Raw genomic sequence first — 19016 nt, forward strand, 5'->3', positions numbered from 1 at the left:
GTTTTTCAACCCGCAAGGAGATTCACCATGCAAACATCCCAGCCACAACGTCAGCGCTGCGAAGTCTGGACCCGGGTGATGGGTTACCACCGGCCGGTGTCCGCGTTCAACCCCGGCAAACAGTCCGAACACAAGGAGCGTGTTCACTTTACCGAAGCGGCTTGCGCGGCCGGGCGCCAATGAGTCGAATGCTACGGGTTGGGGGCATGGTGCCCCTGACCACCCTCGACTACCCCGGCATGCTCGCCTGTGTGCTGTTCTGCCAGGGTTGTGCCTGGCGCTGTCGTTACTGCCATAACCCGGACCTGATTGCACCGCGCGGTAGCGCGGAGATCGATTGGCGCCGGGTTTTGCTGTTTTTGCAGCGCCGCCAGGACCTGTTGGACGCAGTGGTGTTCAGCGGCGGTGAACCGACCTTGCAGGAAGGTTTGCCAGCGGCGATGGACGAGGTACGCGCCATGGGCTTTCGCGTGGGCCTGCACAGTGCGGGGATCAAACCGGCAGGCTTTGCCAATGCGCTGCGCCATGCCGACTGGGTGGGCTTCGATGTGAAGGCCCTGGTCGAGGACTATCAACTGGTCACCCAGGTCAAAGGCAGCGGCGCCGCCAATTGGCGCAGTTTGGAGACCTTGCTGGCCAGTGGCGTGGACTACGAGTGTCGCACCACGGTGCATTGGCATCTGATCGATACGTCGCGCCTGTTGCGCCTGGCCCAGCGTTTGCAAGCCAGTGGTGTCAAGCGCTTCGCCGTGCAGATGGTCCGCACGGCAAGCATGCTCGATGAGCAATTGCCGATTGCCCCGGCACAGATGGCATTGCCGGAGTTGTGGGGCCACATGCGCGAGTTGTTTCCGGCTTTTGTATTACGAGGGTGACCGATCGCCCTTCCAGGATTTTTAAAGATGCTGCCCGTTTCGGGCAGGTATTCATCAAGGAATGTTTAGAATGACGCAGTTAACCACGGCACAACGCATTGTCATCGGCTTCGCGATTGCGCCGCTGGCTCTGGTCGGTTTGGTGTTTTACGCCTTGCACGACCTGGCAACCCTCAAGCAACAGTCCGAACAGATCGTGCAGCAGGACTGGCCGAAAATCGCACCGATCATGGTGATCGCCACCGGCGTGCGCGATAACGGGCGCAACACCCGCGACCTGCTGATCGACCAGGATAACCAGCAGGCCCAAGAGGCCATTGGCACCACCCGGCAGCGCATTACCCAGGCGTTCGCCACCCTGGAGCCACTGTTCGATACCACCGAAGGCAAGGCGGCCTATGCCGCGTTGAAAACCCATCGGGAAACCTACGTCGCGGCCTTTACCCAGGTGCAGGCGCTGATCAAGCAGGGCGCCCGCGAGCAGGGCCTGGCCCAGCTCAAACAGCAGGTGGTGCCGGCCGAGCTTGAGGTGTTCAAGAGCCTCGATGCGTTGATGGCCATGCAAGGCCGACTGTTCGTCGAGCGCGAGCAGGCTGCGCAAATTCTCTACGACGATGCGCGCCGCACGATGATCGGATTATTCCTGCTATGCGTGAGCCTGGTCGTGGCGGCCGCCGTGATCGTCACGCGCAGCGTCACCCGGCCTTTGGGCGGCGAGCCGGACGAGGTGGCGCGGGTGCTCAGCCATATCGCCCAGGGCGACCTGACCATCGAGGTGCCGCTGGGCAACAGTGCCGACGGCAGCGTGATGCGCAACCTGCACCAGATGCAGCAGAACCTCAACCAGATGGTCCGGCAGATCGCCGCCTCGGTGGATGGCGTGGCCAGTTCATCCGAAGAGTTGAGCGCAGTCAGCAGCCAGACCAGCAGCAGCCTGCAGTTGCAGGGCCAGGAAATCGAACAGGCCGCCACCGCGGTGAACGAAATGACCGCCGCCGTCGATGAAGTCGCGCGCAACGCGGTGAGCACCAGCGAAGCCTCGCGCCTGTCGGAACAGACCGCCCAGCTTGGGCGGGCGCAGGTGCAGGAAACCGTGGCCTCGATCAACACCCTGGCCACCGGTGTGGTGGAAACCTCCGAACGCATCCAGCAACTCGCCGGCCGCGTGCAAGACATCAGCGGCGTGCTGGACGTGATCCGCAGCATCGCCGACCAGACCAATCTGCTGGCCCTCAACGCCGCGATCGAAGCGGCCCGGGCCGGCGATGCCGGGCGCGGTTTTGCGGTGGTCGCCGATGAAGTGCGCGCCCTGGCCCATCGTACCCAGACCTCGACCCAGGAGATCGAGCAGATGATCGGCAACATCCGCCAGGACACCGAACACGCCGTGGCCGCCATGCACAGCAGCAGCGAACGGGTGCAGGCGACCTTGGGCGTGGCGCAACGCTCGGGGGAGGCGCTGGATGAAATCACCCGCTCGATTTCGCAGATCAATGAGCGCAACTTGATGATTGCCAGCGCCACCGAAGAACAGGCACTGGTGGCGCGGGAAGTGGATCGCAACCTGGTGGGGATTCGGAACCTGTCGCAACAGGTATTGCAAGGGGCCTTGCATACCGAAACGGCGGGGCATGATCTGGCAGGGATGGCGGGGGAACTGCATCAGACGGTGGCGCGGTTTAAGGTTTAGGTGGTGTGGCGATGCGTTTCTTCGGTAATGGCCAACCCGAAAAGTAACCAACGCGCGGCGGCCTTATAGCCGACCTGATCCTGAAAGCCCAACGCGGTCAAAAAAGTGTGGGAGGGGGCTTGCCCCCTCTCACATTTTGATCCCCATGGATCAGATAGAACTCGTTCTGCTCTGGCTCTTGCTCTTGGGCGCGGCCTTATATTCGACCTGATCCTGCAAGTCGAACTCGGTCAGAAATGTGGGAGGGGGCTTGCCCCCGATAGCAGTGTGTCAGTCACTACATGCATGACTGATCCACCGCCATCGGGGGCAAGCCCCCTCCCACATTTTGATCTCCATGGATCAGATAGGACTCGTTCTGCTCTTGCTCTTGGGCGCGGCCTTATAGCCAACCTGATCCTGCAAGCCGAACTCGGTCAGAAATGTGGGAGGGGGCTTGCCCCCGATGGCAGTGTGTCAGTCACTACATGCATGACTGATCCACCGCTATCGGGGGCAAGCCCCCTCCCACATTTTGATCTCCATGGATCAGATAGAGCTCATTCTGCTCTTGCTCTGGCTCTGGCTCTGGCTCTGGCTTTTGATCTTGATCTTAGGCGCCCCGTAAAACCACGCTGGCCGAACGCAGGCTTGAATCCGTGGGTAACCCGGCAGGACGCCGGGTTAGCCGTCCTGGGCCAGGGATGGCCCATGACGGCGGCCCACGGATTCAAGCCGGAGTGAGGGCACACCGAGCACTAGCGAGGTGCCGAGTGGTGGGGCAAGAGCCCTTTGGTTACTTTGGGGCTTTTCCAAAGTGACCCGCCGTAAGGGCGGAACCAATAGCTGCCGTTACCTAAATAACGGATATACACACAACCCCAACCCCCGACTACCGGCTCTTGTCAGAAATTTCCCACAAGAGTACAAATGTACTCCATGACAACCCTAACCCCCCGCCGCACCGCCATCCTGACCTTCATCCGCGACCGCATCGCGCAACAAGGCCAATCCCCCAGCCTCGCCGAGATCGCCGAGGCATTCGGCTTCGCCTCCCGCAGCGTCGCCCGCAAACACGTTGTGGCCCTGACCGAAGCCGGCTTCATCGAAGTCAACCCCAACCAGGCCCGTGGCATTCGCCTGCTCAACCCGCCAGCGCGGCCCGAATGGCTGGACGTCCCGGTCCTGGGCCGTGTCGCCGCCGGCTTGCCCATCGGCGCCGATGCCGAAGTCCACAGCCGCCTGCAACTCGACCCGGCCACTTTCGCGAAAACCCCGGACTATCTGTTGCGGGTGCAGGGCGACTCAATGATCGAAGACGGCATCCTCGACGGCGATTTGGTGGGCGTGCGCCGCAGTGCCGAAGCCGTGAACGGGCAGATTGTGGTGGCGCGCCTGGACGGTGAAGTCACCATCAAGCGTTTCGAACGCAATGGCGACAGCGTGCGGCTGCTGCCGCGCAACCCCGCGTATCAACCCATCGTGGTCGGGCCCGATCAGGACCTGGCCATCGAAGGCGTGTTCTGCGGCCTGGTGAGGCAAGGCTGATGGGCGCCGTCGTTGCCCTGGACGCGCTGTTCAATGGCGGGCGTGTGTGGAAGGGCCGGCCCGCCGCGCCACCGGCCAGTGTCCACCCCACGGGGCTGGCGGCGCTGGATGCGGTGCTGCCCACGGGCGGCTGGCCGGAGTCGGCCCTCAGCGAAATCCTCATGGCCAAGGACGGCGTGGGCGAACTGCAACTGGTGTTGCCGACCCTGGCGCGTTTGTCAGCGGCGGGGGAGCGCATAGTGCTGGTGGCGCCGCCCTACACGCCGTACCCCCACGCCTGGCAGAACGCCGGGGTGGATTTGCGTCAGCTCGCGGTGGTCCGGGCCGAGGAGCGGGATGCGTTGTGGGCGGTCGAGCAGTGCCTGCGTTCGGGCAGTTGCGGTGCGGTGTTGTGCTGGCCGCGCAAGGCCGATGATCGTGCCTTGCGGCGCTTGCAGGTGGCGGCGGAAACCGGGCAGACCCTGGCGTTTGCCTGGCGCGCCCTGAGTGACGCGCTCAACGCCTCGCCGGCCGCTCTGCGCCTGGCGGTCGACGCCCGGCCCGCGCAAGTGCGGGTGCTCAAGTGCCGGGGCGGGCTGGCCCACCCGGCGCCGATTGCGCTGGCCGGGCACTGAGGTTGGCATGCGCTGGGTGTGTATTGTCTTCCCGCAATTGGCGCTGGACGCGGTGCAGCGTATGCATCCGACGCCGCACGAGCCGCTGGCGCTGCTGGCCGGCACGCCGCAGCGGCGCGTCCTGCAAACCGTCAACGCGGCCGCGCATGCCTTGGGCCTGCGCCCCGGTCAATCGCTGACGGCGGCGCATGCGCTGGTCAAAACCTTTGCCTGCGCCGAATACGACCCCGTGGAGATCGAACGCTGGCAGCAGTTTCTGGCGGCCTGGGCCTACCAGTTCAGTTCCCAGGTCAGCGTGTTTTACCCGCGCGCCTTGCTGTTTGAGATCGAGTCGAGCCTGGGCCTGTTCGGGCCCTGGCCGCGCTTCGAGGCCCGTCTGCGCAAAGAACTGAGCGAACTGGGCTTTCGTCATCGCATCGTCGCCGCGCCCAACCCGGTGGCGGCGCGGGTGCTGGCGAACCGCTACGATGGCCTGGCCGTGGCCGATGATCACGCGTTGATGCAGGCCTTGGCGCCACTGCCCATCGACCGCGCCGGCCTGGACCCGCAGGCCGCCATCGCTTTGTCGCGGATGGGCTTGCGCAGCCTGGCCCAGGTGCAGGCGTTGCCTCGGCACACCCTGGCGCGGCGCTTCGATGCGGCGTTGCTCAAGCATCTGGATGCCCTGAGCGGGCAGCGGCCGTTGGCGCTGGGCTTCTATCAGCCGCCGGACCGCTTCGATGTACGCATCGAGCTGAACTACGACGTGCAATCCCACCAGGCCCTGTTATTCCCGCTGCGTCGCCTGACCGGCGACCTGTCCGCCTTCCTCTGTGGCCGCGACAGTGGCGTCCAGCGTTTCGCCCTGCACCTGGAACACACCCAGGCCCCCGACAGCGTGATCCCGGTCGGCCTGCTCAGCGCCGAGCGTGAAGCGCCGATGCTGTTCGAACTGGCCCGCGGGCGTCTGGAGCAGGTGCAAGTGACGTCCCCCGTGCGCGGTGTTCGCCTGGTGGCCCAGGACCTGCCGGTGTTCGTGCCGCAACGCCAGGACCTGTTCGACGACCGCCCGCAACAGACCCTGCCCTGGGCGCAACTGCGCGAACGCCTGCGCGCCCGGCTTGGCGATGAGGCGGTACACGGCCTGCGTTTTCACGCCGACCACCGCCCCGAATGCGCCTGGCAAGCGGCGACCGATAAAAACCCGTGCCCCACTTTGAACAACGTGCAACGCCCCGGCTGGCTGCTCGCCGAGCCGACCTTGCTGGCCGAGGCGGGCGTGCAGATCCTGAAGGGCCCGGAGCGCATCGAATCGGGCTGGTGGGATGGCGCCGATATCCGCCGCGACTATTACCTGATCCAGACCCGCGCCGGCCAGCAAGGCTGGGCCTACCGCACCGTGGGGCAATGCGACGGGTTGTGGCTGCAAGGCTGGTTCGCATGAGTTACGCCGAGCTGCATTGCCTGTCCAACTTCAGCTTCCAGCGCGGCGCCTCCACGGCGCTGGAGTTGTTCGAGCGGGCCAAGCGCGAGGGCTACAGCGCCCTGGCGATCACTGACGAATGCACCCTGGCCGGCATCGTGCGCGCCTGGCAGGCGGCGAAAGCGGTGGGTTTGCCGCTGATCATCGGCAGTGAGATGCGCGTCGAAAACGGCCCGAAACTGCTACTGCTGGTGGAAGACCTCAGCGGCTACCAGCACCTGTGCCGCTTGATCACCCTGGCCCGACGACGGGCGGAGAAGGGCCGTTATCGCCTGCTGCCAGAAGACTTCGACCAACCGCTGCCCGGCCTGTTGGCGCTCTGGATTGCCGAAGACAGCGACACCCAGGCCTCGATCCAATGGCTGCGCCGTACCTTCGCCGAGCGCCTGTGGCTGGCGGTGCATCTGCATTGCGGGCAGGACGATGCGCGTCACCTGGAGCAACGCCTGGCCCTGGCCGCCAGCCTGCAGCTCCCGGCGGTGGCCTGCGGCGATGTGCATATGCATGCCCGCGGCCGCCGCGCCCTGCAAGACACCATGACCGCCATCCGCCATCACGTACCGGTGGCCGAAGCCGGCACGCGCCTGCATCCCAATGGCGAGCGGCATCTGCGCAGCCTGTCGGCGTTACAGGCGTTGTATCCGCCGTCGTTGCTCGACGAAACCCTGGCCATCGCGCGCCGTTGTACCTTCGACCTCAGCCAACTGCGCTACCACTATCCGCGTGAGCTGGTGCCCGCCGGCCATGACGCCCGATCCTGGCTGCGCGCCGTCACCGAAGAAGGCATCGCCCGGCGCTGGCCGCAAGGGGTCGACGCCAAGACCCGGCAGCAGATCGACCGCGAGTTGGAACTGATCAGCGAGCTGGGCTATGAAAGCTATTTCCTCACGGTGCATGACATCGTGCGCTTTGCTCGCAGCCGTTCGATCCTGTGCCAGGGCCGGGGTTCGGCGGCCAACTCGGCGGTGTGTTTCGCCTTGGGCATCACCGAGATCAACCCGAGCCTGATGAACATGCTGTTCGAGCGCTTCCTGTCCCGGGAGCGTAACGAGCCGCCGGACATCGACGTCGACTTCGAGCACGAACGCCGCGAAGAGGTGCTGCAATACGTATTCCAGCGCTACGGCCGCACCCGCGCAGCACTGACGGCGGTGGTCAGCAGCTACCACGGTGCCGGCGCGGTGCGCGATGTGGCCAAGGCCCTGGGGTTGCCGCCGGACCAGGTCAATGCCCTGGCCGAGTGCTGCGGGCGCTGGAGTGACCAAGCGCCGCCCCTGGAACGCCTGCGTGAAGGCGGTTTCGACCCCGACAGCCCGGTGCTGCGCCGCATACTCGCGCTGACCCAGCAACTGATCGGTTTCCCCCGGCACCTCTCTCAGCACCCCGGCGGCTTCGTGATTTCCGAACACCCGCTGGACACCCTGGTGCCGGTGGAAAATGCGGCGATGGCCGAGCGCACCATCATCCAGTGGGACAAGGACGACCTCGACGCCGTCGGCCTGCTCAAGGTGGATATCCTCGCCCTGGGCATGCTCAGCGCGATCCGCCGCTGTTTCGACCTGCTGCGTCGCCACCGTGGCCACGACCTGTGCCTGGCGACGATCCCCAAGGAAGACCCGGCCACCTACGCAATGATCAGCAAGGCCGACACCCTCGGCGTGTTCCAGATCGAGTCGCGGGCGCAGATGTCGATGTTGCCCAGGCTCAAGCCGCAGACCTTTTACGACCTGGTGATTGAAGTCGCCATCGTGCGCCCGGGGCCGATCCAGGGCGGCATGGTGCATCCGTACCTGCGGCGGCGGAACAAAGAGGAGCCCACCACCTATCCGTCGCCGCAGCTTGAAGCGGTGCTCGAACGCACCCTCGGCGTGCCGTTGTTCCAGGAACAGGTGATGCAGATCGCCATGGTTGCCGCCGATTACAGCCCCGGTGAAGCTGATCAGTTGCGCCGTTCCATGGCGGCCTGGAAGCGTCACGGCGGCCTTGAACCGCACCAGCAACGCTTGCGCACCGGCATGCTCAAAAACGGCTACAGCGAAGCCTTCGCCGCGCAGATCTTCGAGCAGATCAAGGGTTTTGGCAGCTATGGCTTTCCGGAATCCCACGCCGCCAGTTTTGCCTTGTTGACCTACGCCAGTTGCTGGCTCAAATGCCATGAACCGGCGGCCTTCGCCTGTGCGTTGATCAACAGTTGGCCCATGGGGTTCTACAGCCCGGACCAGATCCTGCAGGACGCGCGGCGCCATCGTTTGCAGATCCGCCCGGTGGACGTGCAGGCCAGTGACTGGGATTGCAGCCTGGAACCCATCAGCGGCGCGCAACCGGCGATTCGCCTGGGGTTGCGCATGATCGCGGGATTTCGCGAAGAGGATGGGCGACGGATCGAAGCGGCGCGCGAGCACCGTGCATTCAGCGACATTGCCGACCTCGACCGACGCGCCGGGCTGGATCCCCGCGCCCAAGCCTTGCTGGCGGATGCCGGAGCCTTGCGGGCGTTGGCCGGCAACCGGCACACGGCGCGCTGGGAAGTGGCGGGGGTACACAAACAACTCGGGCTGTTCGCCGGCCTGCCCAGCCCCGACGAAGCGCGGGTGGAGTTGCCGACACCCACGGTGGGCGAAGACCTGCAGGCCGATTACGCCACGCTCGGCACCACCCTGGGCCCGCATCCATTGGCGTTGTTGCGCGATGAATTGCGCAAACGGCGCTGCCGCAGTTCCCGTGAGCTGATGGCGGTGGAGCATGGCCGCACTGTCAGCGTCGCCGGCCTGGTGACCGGTCGCCAGCGCCCCGGCACCGCCAGCGGTGTGACCTTTGTCACCTTGGAGGATGAATTCGGCAACCTGAATGTGGTGGTCTGGCGCGATCTGGCAGAACGTCAGCGCCAGGCCCTGGTCGGCTCGCGCCTGCTCAAGGTGGACGGGCGCTGGGAGGCGGTGGGCGAGGTGCGGCACCTGATCGCCGGGCGCCTCACCGACCTGTCGCCGTTGCTGCAAGGCATCGCTGTGCGCAGCCGGGATTTTCACTGAGCGCAGTTGCCCTGGCCTGCGTGGATAAGCTATATGCAATGAAACGAATGATTGTCGGCAGGCTCCTATTTTCTATGCGTGGTGCTGTACCACCAACCCACGCTTCTCTTCGCCAAGAGCCAACCGATGCATTTTTTAGCCAATTCCGCACCTGCTGAGCCCCGACATTCATCTGCTGAGCAAGCCCTATAACCCCGAAACCCAGACGCATCGGGTGCGCCGCGTGCTTGCCGCGCCACAAGGTTGACCATGACTTCATCGCGCAACATCCCTCAGATCACTGCCCAACACCTTGGGTTCGTCCGGGTTCGCGGCGCTCGCGAACATAACCTGCGTAACGTCGATGTGGATATCCCGCGGGATGCCCTGGTGGTGTTTACCGGCGTGTCGGGTTCCGGCAAGTCGTCCCTGGCTTTTTCCACGGTGTATGCCGAGGCCCAGCGGCGCTATTTCGAATCGGTGGCGCCCTATGCGCGACGCCTGATCGATCAGGTCGGCGTGCCCGATGTGGACTCCATCGAAGGCCTGCCGCCTGCCGTGGCCCTGCAACAACAGCGCGGCACGCCGAGTGCGCGTTCGTCGGTGGGCAGTGTCACGACGTTGTCCAGCCTGATCCGCATGCTCTATTCGCGCGCCGGCAGTTATCCTCCGGGGCAGGCGATGCTGTATGCCGAGGACTTTTCGCCGAACCTGCCCCAGGGTGCCTGCCCGCAATGCCACGGCCTGGGCCGCGTGTATGAGGTGACCGAGGCGCTGATGGTGCCCGATCCCTCGCTGACCATCCGCCAGCGTGCGGTCGCGTCCTGGCCCTTGGCGTGGCAAGGCCAGAACCTGCGCGACATCCTGGTGACCCTGGGCTATGACGTCGACATCCCGTGGCGTGATTTGCCGAAGAAGCAGCGCGACTGGATCCTGTTCACCGAAGAAACCCCGACCGTGCCGGTGTACGCCGGTTTCACCCCGGAGCAGACCCGCGAGGCGCTGAAACGCAAGCTGGAGCCGAGCTACCAGGGCACGTTCAGCGGCGCGCGGCGCTATATCCTGCACACCTTCAGCCACACCCAAAGTGCGCTGATGAAAAAGCGTGTCGCGCAGTTCATGCAGGGCAGCGCCTGCCCGTTGTGCGACGGCAAGCGGCTGACCCAGGCGGCGTTGTCGGTGAAGTTTGCCGGGGTGGACATCGGCGAACTCTCGCAACTGTCGCTGACTCAATTGGCCGAGCTGCTGCGGCCGGTGGCGGCGGGGCAGGACACGATGAAACTGTCGCTGGAAAAGCGCCTGGCCGCCCAGCGCATCGCCGAGGATCTGCTCGAACGGGTCAGCACCCTGACCGAGCTGGGGCTGGGCTATCTGTCCCTGGAGCGCAGCACGCCGACCTTGTCGTCCGGCGAGTTGCAGCGCTTGCGCCTGGCCACGCAATTGGGTTCGCAGTTGTTCGGCGTGATCTATGTGCTGGATGAGCCGTCGGCGGGGCTGCATCCGGCGGATGGCGAGGCGCTGTTCACTGCGCTGGCGCGTTTGAAAGCCGCCGGCAATTCGTTGTTTGTGGTGGAACACGACCTGGAAACCATGCGCCGCGCCGACTGGCTGATCGACGTCGGCCCGGCGGCCGGTGAACACGGCGGGCAAGTGCTGTACAGCGGACCGCCGGCGGGTTTGGCGCAGGTTGAAGCGTCGCAGACCCGTGAGTACCTGTTTGCCGAACGGCGCCCGGCCAATCCCCGGCGCCGCGAGCCGACCGGCTGGCTGAGCCTGGAGGGCGTCACACGTAATAATCTCAAGGATTTGAGTGTCGATTTCCCGCTGGGTTGCTTCACTGCGGTGACCGGTATTTCCGGCTCGGGCAAATCCAGCCTGGTCAGCCAGGCGCTGCTGGAGTTGGTGGGCAGCGGCCTCGGCCGCGTGCCGGAAAGCGACGACGAGCCGAGCCTGGAAGATGACGCCCCGCCCACCAGCGGCGGGTGCATCAGCGCCGGGCTGGAACGGATTCACCGGCTGGTGCAGGTGGACCAGAAACCCATCGGCCGCACCCCGCGCTCCAACCTGGCGACCTACACCGGGCTGTTCGACAACGTGCGCAAACTGTTCGCTGCCACACCGGCCGCGAAGCAGCGTGATTACGATGCGGGGCAGTTTTCTTTCAACGTCGCCAAGGGCCGCTGCGCGAATTGCGAGGGCGAAGGGTTCGTCAGCGTTGAGTTGCTGTTCATGCCCAGCGTGTATGCGCCGTGCCCGACCTGCCACGGGGCGCGCTACAACCCCGAGACCCTGGCGATCCAATGGCAAGGTTTGAACATTGCCCAAGTGCTCGGCTTGACCGTCGAGCAGGCGGTGGCGGTGTTCGCCGAGCAGCCGGGGGTGCTGCGGTCGTTGCTGGTGCTGCGCGACATCGGCCTGGGCTATCTGCGCCTCGGCCAACCGGCGACGGAACTGTCCGGGGGCGAAGCGCAGCGCATCAAGCTGGCCACCGAGTTGCAACGCAATGCCCGGGGCGCCACCTTGTATGTGCTGGACGAGCCGACGACCGGCCTGCACCCACGGGATGTGGACCGCTTGCTCCGCCAGCTGAACCATCTGGTCGACGCCGGGCATACGGTGGTTGTGGTGGAGCATGAAATGCGCGTGGTGGCCCAGAGTGACTGGGTGATCGATATCGGGCCGGGCGCTGGGGACCTGGGCGGCAAGGTGGTTGCCAGCGGCACGCCGCGACAGGTGGCGAAGAGCAAGAAAAGCCGCACCGCGCCGTTTCTCGCCCGGGAGCTGGTCTGACCATCAATGGGGCGCACTTCAGTGGTTCAGGTACTCATGCAGTGACTGATGCACCGCTATCGGGGGCAAGCCCCCTCCCACATTGACCGCATTCCCTTGGTTGATCGGCGGGGTTAGTGGCATTTGCTCATGCTCGGGTGCCGGCGGTGAGCCCCACTCTCCCATGTGGGAGGGGGCTTGCCCCCGATAGCGGAGTGTCAGTCACCGTTGTGATCAATGTTCCTGCCGTTGGATCTGTTGCTTGGCCAGCTTCACCACATTCTCCACGGTAAACCCGAACTTCTCCTGCAACTTGGCCAGGGGCGCCGATGCGCCAAAGCTGTTCATCACCACTTTGGCGCCGGTCTGTCCGACATAGCGGTCCCAGCCCAACGGACCGGCCTGTTCCACCACCACCCGCGCGGTCACCGCTGGCGGCATTACGCTGTCGCGGTAGGCGGTGGGCTGCTCTTCGAACAGCTCCCAGCTGGGCATCGAGACCACCTGCGCGGCAATGCCTTCGCCTTTGAGCTGTTCATACGCCGCCACCGCCAGGCTGACTTCGCTGCCGGTTGCCAGCAGGATGACCTCGGGGTGTGCGGCGCCGGCCAGCACATAGGCTCCCTTGGCGGCACCGGACGCGGCTGCGTACTGCGTGCGGTCCAGAGTCGGCAGCGGTTGGCGCGACAACACCATGCAGCTCGGCCGGTGAGTCTGGGCCAGGGCAACCTTCCACAGTTCCAGGGTTTCATTCGCGTCGCCGGGACGCAGGGTCAGCAACCCCGGCGTGGCGCGCAGTTGGCTCAGGTGTTCGATCGGCTGGTGCGTCGGGCCGTCTTCGCCGACGCCGATCGAGTCATGGGTAAACACGAACACCACCGGCAATTCCATGATTGCCGCGAGGCGGATCGGCGGCTTCATGTAGTCGCTGAACACCAGGAACGTCGAGGTGTACGGGCGCAGGTAGGACAGCGCCATGCCATTGGCGATCGCCCCCATGGCATGTTCACGGATGCCGAAGTGCAGGTTGCGTCCGCTGTAGTCGTCGGCACTGAAACGTCCGGCGCCGTCGAAGGTCAGGTTGGTTTTGGTCGACGGCGACAAATCCGCCGAGCCGCCCAGCAGCCAGGGAATCTGCCGGGCGAAGGCATTCAGCACCGCGCCGCCGGCGGCACGGCTGGCCACGCCCTTGGCGTCGGGGTCGAAGCTGGGCAGTTCAGCTTGCCATTGCTCGGGCATGTTCCCGGCGCGCATGCGTTGCAGTTCGTCGGCCAGTTGCGGGTCGAGGGACGCCAGGGTTTGCTGCCACTGTCGGTACAACGGCTCGGCCCGCGCGTGCAATGCATCACGCAACACCGTGCGCGCCTCCTCGGGCACCAGGAAGCTGGCGTCTTCCGGCCAGCCATACGCGGCCTTGGTCAGGCGGATCTCCGCCTCGCCCAGCGGCTCGCCATGGGCGGCGGCGGTGTTGTGTTTGTGCGGCGAGCCGTAGCCGATCACGCTGTCGACCACGATCAGGGTCGGCGCACCGGTATTGCGCTGGAAGGTCTGCAGCGCCGTGCTCAGAGCACTCAGATCGTTGGCATCGGTCACATGCAAGGTGTGCCAGCCATAGGCCTGGAAGCGCTGGATCACGTCCTCGCTGAAGGCCAGTTCGGTGTGGCCTTCGATGCTGATGGTGTTGTTGTCATAGATCCAACACAGGTTGTCCAACCGCAAATGCCCGGCCAGGGAGGCGGCTTCGCTGCTGATGCCTTCCATCATGTCGCCGTCGCCGCACAGGGTGTAGACGTTGTAGTCGAACAGCACCTGGCCGTCGCGGTTGAAGCGCTCGCCCAACCAGCGCCCGGCCATGGCCATGCCGACGCTGTTGGCGCACCCCTGGCCGAGGGGGCCAGTGGTGGTTTCTACGCCGGTGGTCATGCGGTACTCGGGGTGGCCTGGGGTCTTGGAGCCCATCTGCCGGAACTGCTTGATATCGTCCAGGCTGATCGCCGGCTGCCCCGAGCGCTGGCCCTGGGCATCGATCTCGACCACGCCGGCCAGGTGCAGCAACGAATACAGCAGCATCGACGCATGCCCCACCGACAATACAAAACGGTCGCGGTTGGGCCAGTCGGGATGCTCCGGGTGATAACGCAGGAAGCGACTCCACAACGTATACCCCACCGGCGCCAGGCCCATGGGCGTGCCGGGGTGGCCGGAATTGGCCTTCTGCACGGCATCCATGGCCAGGGTGCGCAGGGTGTTGATGCATTGGGTGTCGACAGCGGTGGCGGCGTGATTCATGAAACCGGTCTCCCTCGGGTGGCGATCTACAGTGGAGGGCAGGGCGCGGCAAAGGTTTGATTCCATCGCCGGTGTAGCGACGAACGGAATTGGTTTGCCCGCAAACATGACAAGACCCCCTGGAATGGGCTAGCTTCAAGGGCGTAATCATTGATCAACTTGCGGAGGTAGGCCATGCCAGTGAAACACGACCTGTATCAGGACTTGGGTTTGAGCAAGGACGAAGTCGATGGACACCGGGCGAAAAATCCGCGTCTGAACGCGCTGTTTGATAAATACAACGCCGTCGACGAACTGGTGGTGAGCGCTGAAAAGGCGGCCGGCAGCGATGAGGAGCTGAAGAAGTTAAAGGAAAAACGCTTGTTGGTTAAAGATGAGATCAAGGGTTTGCTGGAGTAAAGCGCGCGATCCATTCACCCCGCAGGGAGCGCGTCAGTCGCTCCCTTGCACATTTTTTCAGATTTGGCTGAACGACATCCTTCCCTCCGATACTTATGATGCCCGCCGTCCACCCGGCTCTGGGGGGTTATAGGGCGCGAGGATTGCGCTGCTGAGCCGGGCGGGCAGTTTGTTTCAGGCCAGTAGCGTGTGAGTGCATTCATCCATCGAGCGTTGTTGCGTCTCGGCATACAGCGCCAACTCATCAAGGGTCTTGCGCCCCAGTGCCTGTTCGAATTCGGCCTGGTTCGAATTGGCTGCGTAGTGACTTTGCGCTGCATCCCCCAGGTTCGACTGGAAAATCCCCGCGGCACTCACCGGCAGAAAATCCTCATACACCAGCGGTTCTACATCGACGTGACCGGCGGCGATCAGCGCGTCCAGCGTGCGCGGTTGGTCGGCTTGGCCGCGTGCCGCGAGGCCTTTGTCGGTGGCGAAGTAGCGGAAGTAGGCCAGGCCTTGTTCGCGCATTTGTGTGTGGTCGTCCGGGAAGGCCTGGAAGTGCTGTTCCATCAAGTGCATGTAATGCGCGGCGTTGGCTTCGTTGGGGAAGGCGCCGAGTGCGTCGCGGGCGGCATTCAGCAGTTGGTCGTACAGCGCGCGGCCTTTGGGTGTGAGGGCGACGCCGCGTTGTTCGATTTCGCCGAAACGTGCGCTGTGGCTGCCTTGGGCGTCGGTGAAGGCGATGGTTTCGTCGAGGGCCTTGAAGCTGGTCTGGCGCAGCAGGATCGGGCAGTGGCGGCGCGGCGGGCCTTCGATCACGGCTTTGGGGGTGATGCCTTTGTCGGGCATGGCGGCCTGGACCTGGTCGATATCCAGGGTGCGCGGGGTCAGGTGGTTGATGTGCGGGCCCTTGAAGGCCACCACGTCGGCGATCAGGCGATGCTGGTCGCTCAGTTGCCGGTACTGCGCGGCGGTGACGGTGGCGGTGTGGTGCCAGCGGAAGGTTTCCAGGGCCTGGCGGATGAATGCCTCGGCGTCGTCAGCGTTGAGGCCGCCATCGCGTTCCGCTTGTTCGATCAGGGCGAGGGCGCCGGAGGTGAAGATCGAACGCTTGGCCAGGGCGGCTTCGGCGAAGGCGCGCAGTTCGGGGTTCTCGATCAGTTCCAGGCGCAGCAACGAGGTGAATACGCGAAACGGGCTGGTTTGCAGCGCGCATTCATGCACGGCGCGAAATGCGGTGGAATGCACCGGCACGCCGGCCGGGGTCAGGTCGTAGTAGCCCACCGGTTGCATGCCCATCACCGCGAACAGGCGGCGGATGGTCGCCAGTTCGGCGGCGGTACCCAGGCGAATGGCGCCGTGGCGTTCCATGTCCAGGCGCTGGATTTCGCCGGTCCGTTGCAGTTGTTGCGCCAGGCTCGGGTCGGCGTCGAGCACGCGGCGGTTGATGTCGGCCACCAGCTCCATCAGCGCGCCGTACAGGGGCACTTCATCGCGGTACATGTCGGACATGGCCTTGGAAAAACCTTTGCGGATGTCGTCGGGGCTGATAAACGCGGTGCTGGGCATAGAAAAATTCCTGGCTGCGGTAAGAGTAATGAATGCCGTTACCCCCGATTCTGTTGGGCGCCGCAGGCCCGCGCAAACGAAGATTCCTCTGGACTTCATTCTGCAAACGAATGAGTGGGGTAAAACCGTCTTCATGTGCATCCCGCCGGGAATGGGTTCTACACTGGCCTTACGCGATGGCTGAGGGAGGATTGGATGAGCGCCACTATTGTGCAAACCACTGAAGGCCAGCGCCTGGCCGCCGATTCCGCCGAGTGCTGGCGCGAGTGGGGCCCGTACCTGAGCGAACGCCAATGGGGCACGGTGCGCGAGGACTACAGCGCCGACGGCGATGCCTGGCGTTACTTCCCGCACGAACATGCGCGCAGCCGCGCTTACCGCTGGGGCGAGGATGGCCTGGCCGGGTTCAGTGACAAGGCGCAACGCTGGTGCCTGGGCCTGGCGCTGTGGAACGAGCATGACGCGATCATCAAGGAGCGCCTGTTCGGCCTGAACAACGCCGAGGGCAACCACGGTGAGGACGTCAAGGAACTGTACTTTTTCGTCGACGGTGTGCCGAGTCATGCCTACATGCGTATGCTCTACAAATATCCCCACGCGGCGTTTCCCTACGCCGACCTGATCGCCGAAAACGCCCAGCGCGGGCTGGCGGACGCCGAGTACGAAATCCTCGATACCGGCGTGTTCGAAGACAACCGGTATTGCGATGTCAGCGTCGAATACGCCAAGCACCAGCCCGACGATATCTTCATGCGCGTCAGCGTCCACAACCGCTCCGACCAGCCGACACGCCTGCAAGTGCTGCCGCAGGTGTGGGCGCGCAATGATTGGAGCTGGGCCGTCGGCGCGCCGAAACCGCAGTTGCGGCTGGACGGCGAGCGCGTGCTGGCGCGGCATCATGAATTGCCGGACCGCCACCTCAGTGCCTGGGGCCAGGACGGCGTCGAATGGCTGTTCTGCGAAAACGAAAGCAACGCCCCCAAGCTGGACGGGCAACCGGCGCCGGGGCCGTTCAAGGATGGGATCAACGATTACGTGGTGGCGGGGCAGGAAACCGCGATTCGCCGCGACAGCGGCACCAAGGCGGCCGCGCGTTTCATCCTGGAGTTGGCGGGGCTGGAGCGCAAAGTCGTGTATCTGCGTTTTGCGCCCAAGGACGCGCCCGAGGTCAATGCGCGCAAGCTGTTTGAACAGCGCCGCCAGGAAGCCGATGACTTCTACGCCGCGTTGCAACAGGGTATCGCCGATGCCGATGCGCGCAATGTGCAGCGCCAGGCCCTGGCCGGTTTGCTGTGGTCCAAGCAGCTCTATTATTTCGACGTGAACCAATGGCTCGACGGCGACCCGACCCAACCCGCGCCGCCGCCCGAACGCCTGCAACGGCGCAATAGCCATTGGCGGCACCTGTCCAACTTCGACATCCTCTCCATGCCCGACACCTGGGAATACCCGTGGTATGCCTCCTGGGACCAGGGCTTTCAGGCGGTGGCCATGGCGCTGATCGATCCGGGGTATGCCAAGCAACAACTGTTGCTGCTGGTGAAGGACCGCTTCATGCACCCCAACGGCCAGTTGCCGGCCTATGAATGGCGCTTCGACGACGCCAACCCGCCGGTGCATGCCTGGGCCTGTTGGCGGGTGTATCAGCAGGACAAGGCGTTGACCGGCGTCGGCGACATGGATTTCCTGGAGCGGATCTTCCACAAGTTGCTGTTGAATTTCTCCTGGTGGGTCAACCGCAAGGATGCCGAAGGGCGCAACCTGTTCCAGGGTGGGTTCCTCGGCCTGGACAATATCGCCTTGTTCGACCGCTCGGCCGCGCTGCCGCCGGGCTACCAACTGGATCAGGCCGACGGCACGGCGTGGGTGGCGGCGTATGCGCTGGACCTGATGCGTATCGCGCTGGAACTGGCCAAGCGCAATGTCGTGTACGTCGATATCGCGGTGAAGTTTTTCGAGCACTTCCTGTATATCGCCGGCGCGATCAACCGTGTCGACGACAGCGCCGAGGGCCTGTGGGACGAACAGGACCTGTTCTTCTACGACGTACTGCACCGTCCCGACGGTCAGAACGAACCGGTGCGCCTGCGTTCCATCGTCGGCCTGATGCCGCTGTTCGCCGTGCTGGTACTGGAACAGCGCGAGCATGAGGGCCTCGAAGGCTTGCGTGAGCGGTTGTTGGGCTTCATGCACCACCGGCCGGACCTGGCCAAGCTGGTCTCGCGCTGGAACGAACCGGGGCAGGGCAATCGCCTGTTGCTGGCGTTATTGCGCGGCGAGCGCACCAAGGACTTGCTGCGGCGGATGCTGGATGACGGTGAGTTTCTTTCGGCGTTTGGCGTGCGCTCAATGTCCAAGGCCTTCGCCGAGCAGCCCCTGGCGCTGAAGATGAACGGCGACACGTTGTGCGCGCGCTACCAACCCGGTGAGTCCGATTCGCGTCTGTACGGCGGCAATTCCAACTGGCGCGGGCCGTTGTGGATGCCGGTGAATTACATGCTGATCGAATCGTTGCGCGAGTTTCATCGGTACTACGCGGATAACTTCTCGGTGGAGTACCCGACGGGCAGTGGTTATCTGTCGTCCCTGGAGGAAGTCGCCGACAGCCTCAGCCAGCGCCTGAGCCGATTGGTCCTCAGGGATGACAATGGCCTGCGTCCGTCGATGGCCGGGTATGCGCAGTTGGAGGCGGACCCGGCCAGCCGTGATCTGGTGTTGTTCCATGAGTATTTCCATGGGGAGACCGGGCGCGGGTTGGGGGCGTCACACCAGACGGGGTGGAGTGCGTTGGTGGCGTTGCTGTTGCATGTACCGTCCATGCCTTGAATCGGG

General features: G+C 64.5%; 12 protein-coding genes. 10 read left to right on the forward strand and 2 right to left on the reverse strand.

Annotated elements, in window-relative coordinates; all coding sequences use genetic code 11:
* The first annotated feature begins 27 nt into the window (after nucleotides 1–27).
* The 8 genes from nrdD to uvrA all read left to right on the forward strand — a co-directional run bounded on the left by nrdD (nucleotide 28) and on the right by uvrA (nucleotide 11966).
* Nucleotides 28–183 carry an anaerobic ribonucleoside-triphosphate reductase gene (gene nrdD / locus INT12_RS31645; protein WP_017849317.1) on the forward strand — a complete coding sequence of 52 codons (156 nt, stop codon included), beginning with the start codon at nucleotides 28–30 and terminating at the stop codon, nucleotides 181–183.
* Nucleotides 180–875 (forward strand): anaerobic ribonucleoside-triphosphate reductase activating protein, encoded by a 696-nt coding sequence (locus INT12_RS12010; protein ID WP_169883988.1) that lies wholly within the window; start codon nucleotides 180–182, stop codon nucleotides 873–875. Before nrdD ends, INT12_RS12010 begins: the two co-directional genes overlap by 4 nt.
* Before the next feature lie 70 nt (nucleotides 876–945).
* Nucleotides 946–2565 carry a methyl-accepting chemotaxis protein gene (locus INT12_RS12015; protein WP_017849315.1) on the forward strand — a complete coding sequence of 540 codons (1620 nt, stop codon included), beginning with the start codon at nucleotides 946–948 and terminating at the stop codon, nucleotides 2563–2565.
* 909 nt (nucleotides 2566–3474) lie between these two features.
* Nucleotides 3475–4092, forward strand: a complete 618-nt coding sequence (gene lexA, locus INT12_RS12020; protein ID WP_017846678.1) for a transcriptional repressor LexA — start codon at nucleotides 3475–3477, stop codon at nucleotides 4090–4092.
* Nucleotides 4092–4706 carry a translesion DNA synthesis-associated protein ImuA gene (imuA, locus tag INT12_RS12025; RefSeq protein ID WP_017846677.1) on the forward strand — a complete coding sequence of 205 codons (615 nt, stop codon included), beginning with the start codon at nucleotides 4092–4094 and terminating at the stop codon, nucleotides 4704–4706. Before lexA ends, imuA begins: the two co-directional genes overlap by 1 nt.
* A 7-nt stretch (nucleotides 4707–4713) precedes the next feature.
* Nucleotides 4714–6129 (forward strand): Y-family DNA polymerase, encoded by a 1416-nt coding sequence (locus INT12_RS12030; RefSeq protein ID WP_104903008.1) that lies wholly within the window; start codon nucleotides 4714–4716, stop codon nucleotides 6127–6129.
* A complete protein-coding gene (locus INT12_RS12035) occupies nucleotides 6105–9197 on the forward strand; it encodes an error-prone DNA polymerase (RefSeq protein ID WP_193039735.1) in 3093 nt (1030 codons plus the stop codon). The genes INT12_RS12030 and INT12_RS12035 overlap by 25 nt, the downstream gene beginning before the upstream one ends.
* A gap of 249 nt (nucleotides 9198–9446) precedes the next feature.
* On the forward strand, nucleotides 9447–11966 hold the full coding sequence (gene uvrA, locus INT12_RS12040) for an excinuclease ABC subunit UvrA (protein WP_193039736.1): 2520 nt from the start codon (nucleotides 9447–9449) through the stop codon (nucleotides 11964–11966).
* A 213-nt stretch (nucleotides 11967–12179) separates the two neighbouring features.
* Here the strand turns inward: uvrA and tkt are convergent, their stop codons facing one another.
* Nucleotides 12180–14234 (reverse strand): transketolase, encoded by a 2055-nt coding sequence (gene tkt / locus INT12_RS12045; protein WP_193039737.1) that lies wholly within the window; start codon nucleotides 14232–14234, stop codon nucleotides 12180–12182.
* Nucleotides 14235–14408: 174 nt separating this feature from the next.
* Here tkt and INT12_RS12050 point away from each other — a divergent pair, with 174 nt between their 5' ends.
* Nucleotides 14409–14633, forward strand: a complete 225-nt coding sequence (locus INT12_RS12050; protein ID WP_046383097.1) for a DUF465 domain-containing protein — start codon at nucleotides 14409–14411, stop codon at nucleotides 14631–14633.
* A gap of 174 nt (nucleotides 14634–14807) precedes the next feature.
* Here the strand turns inward: INT12_RS12050 and INT12_RS12055 are convergent, their stop codons facing one another.
* Complete coding sequence (locus tag INT12_RS12055) at nucleotides 14808–16184, reverse strand: VOC family protein (RefSeq protein WP_193039738.1); 1377 nt, start codon at nucleotides 16182–16184, stop codon at nucleotides 14808–14810.
* A gap of 195 nt (nucleotides 16185–16379) precedes the next feature.
* On the opposite strand from INT12_RS12055, the gene INT12_RS12060 reads away from it, so the two are divergent.
* The gene (locus INT12_RS12060) at nucleotides 16380–19010 is read left to right on the forward strand and encodes an MGH1-like glycoside hydrolase domain-containing protein (RefSeq protein WP_193039739.1); all 2631 of its coding nucleotides are present in this window, start codon (nucleotides 16380–16382) and stop codon (nucleotides 19008–19010) included.
* Nucleotides 19011–19016 lie beyond the last annotated feature (6 nt).

Origin of the sequence: Pseudomonas sp. K8 (assembly GCF_014889455.1) — a bacterium.
Taxonomy (GTDB): domain Bacteria; phylum Pseudomonadota; class Gammaproteobacteria; order Pseudomonadales; family Pseudomonadaceae; genus Aquipseudomonas; species Aquipseudomonas veronii.

What these genes read in the sequence shown, in the direction of transcription:
- INT12_RS12050 (WP_046383097.1), top strand. Translation starts at nt 14,409, where the DNA reads ATGCCAGTGAAACACGACCTGTATCAGGACTTGGGTTTGAGCAAGGAC.
- INT12_RS12060 (WP_193039739.1), top strand. Translation starts at nt 16,380, where the DNA reads ATGAGCGCCACTATTGTGCAAACCACTGAAGGCCAGCGCCTGGCCGCC.
- INT12_RS12010 (WP_169883988.1), top strand. Translation starts at nt 180, where the DNA reads ATGAGTCGAATGCTACGGGTTGGGGGCATGGTGCCCCTGACCACCCTC.
- uvrA (WP_193039736.1), top strand. Translation starts at nt 9,447, where the DNA reads ATGACTTCATCGCGCAACATCCCTCAGATCACTGCCCAACACCTTGGG.
- INT12_RS12030 (WP_104903008.1), top strand. Translation starts at nt 4,714, where the DNA reads ATGCGCTGGGTGTGTATTGTCTTCCCGCAATTGGCGCTGGACGCGGTG.
- lexA (WP_017846678.1), top strand. Translation starts at nt 3,475, where the DNA reads ATGTACTCCATGACAACCCTAACCCCCCGCCGCACCGCCATCCTGACC.
- INT12_RS12015 (WP_017849315.1), top strand. Translation starts at nt 946, where the DNA reads ATGACGCAGTTAACCACGGCACAACGCATTGTCATCGGCTTCGCGATT.
- nrdD (WP_017849317.1), top strand. Translation starts at nt 28, where the DNA reads ATGCAAACATCCCAGCCACAACGTCAGCGCTGCGAAGTCTGGACCCGG.
- INT12_RS12055 (WP_193039738.1), bottom strand. Translation starts at nt 16,184, where the DNA reads ATGCCCAGCACCGCGTTTATCAGCCCCGACGACATCCGCAAAGGTTTT.
- tkt (WP_193039737.1), bottom strand. Translation starts at nt 14,234, where the DNA reads ATGAATCACGCCGCCACCGCTGTCGACACCCAATGCATCAACACCCTG.
- imuA (WP_017846677.1), top strand. Translation starts at nt 4,092, where the DNA reads ATGGGCGCCGTCGTTGCCCTGGACGCGCTGTTCAATGGCGGGCGTGTG.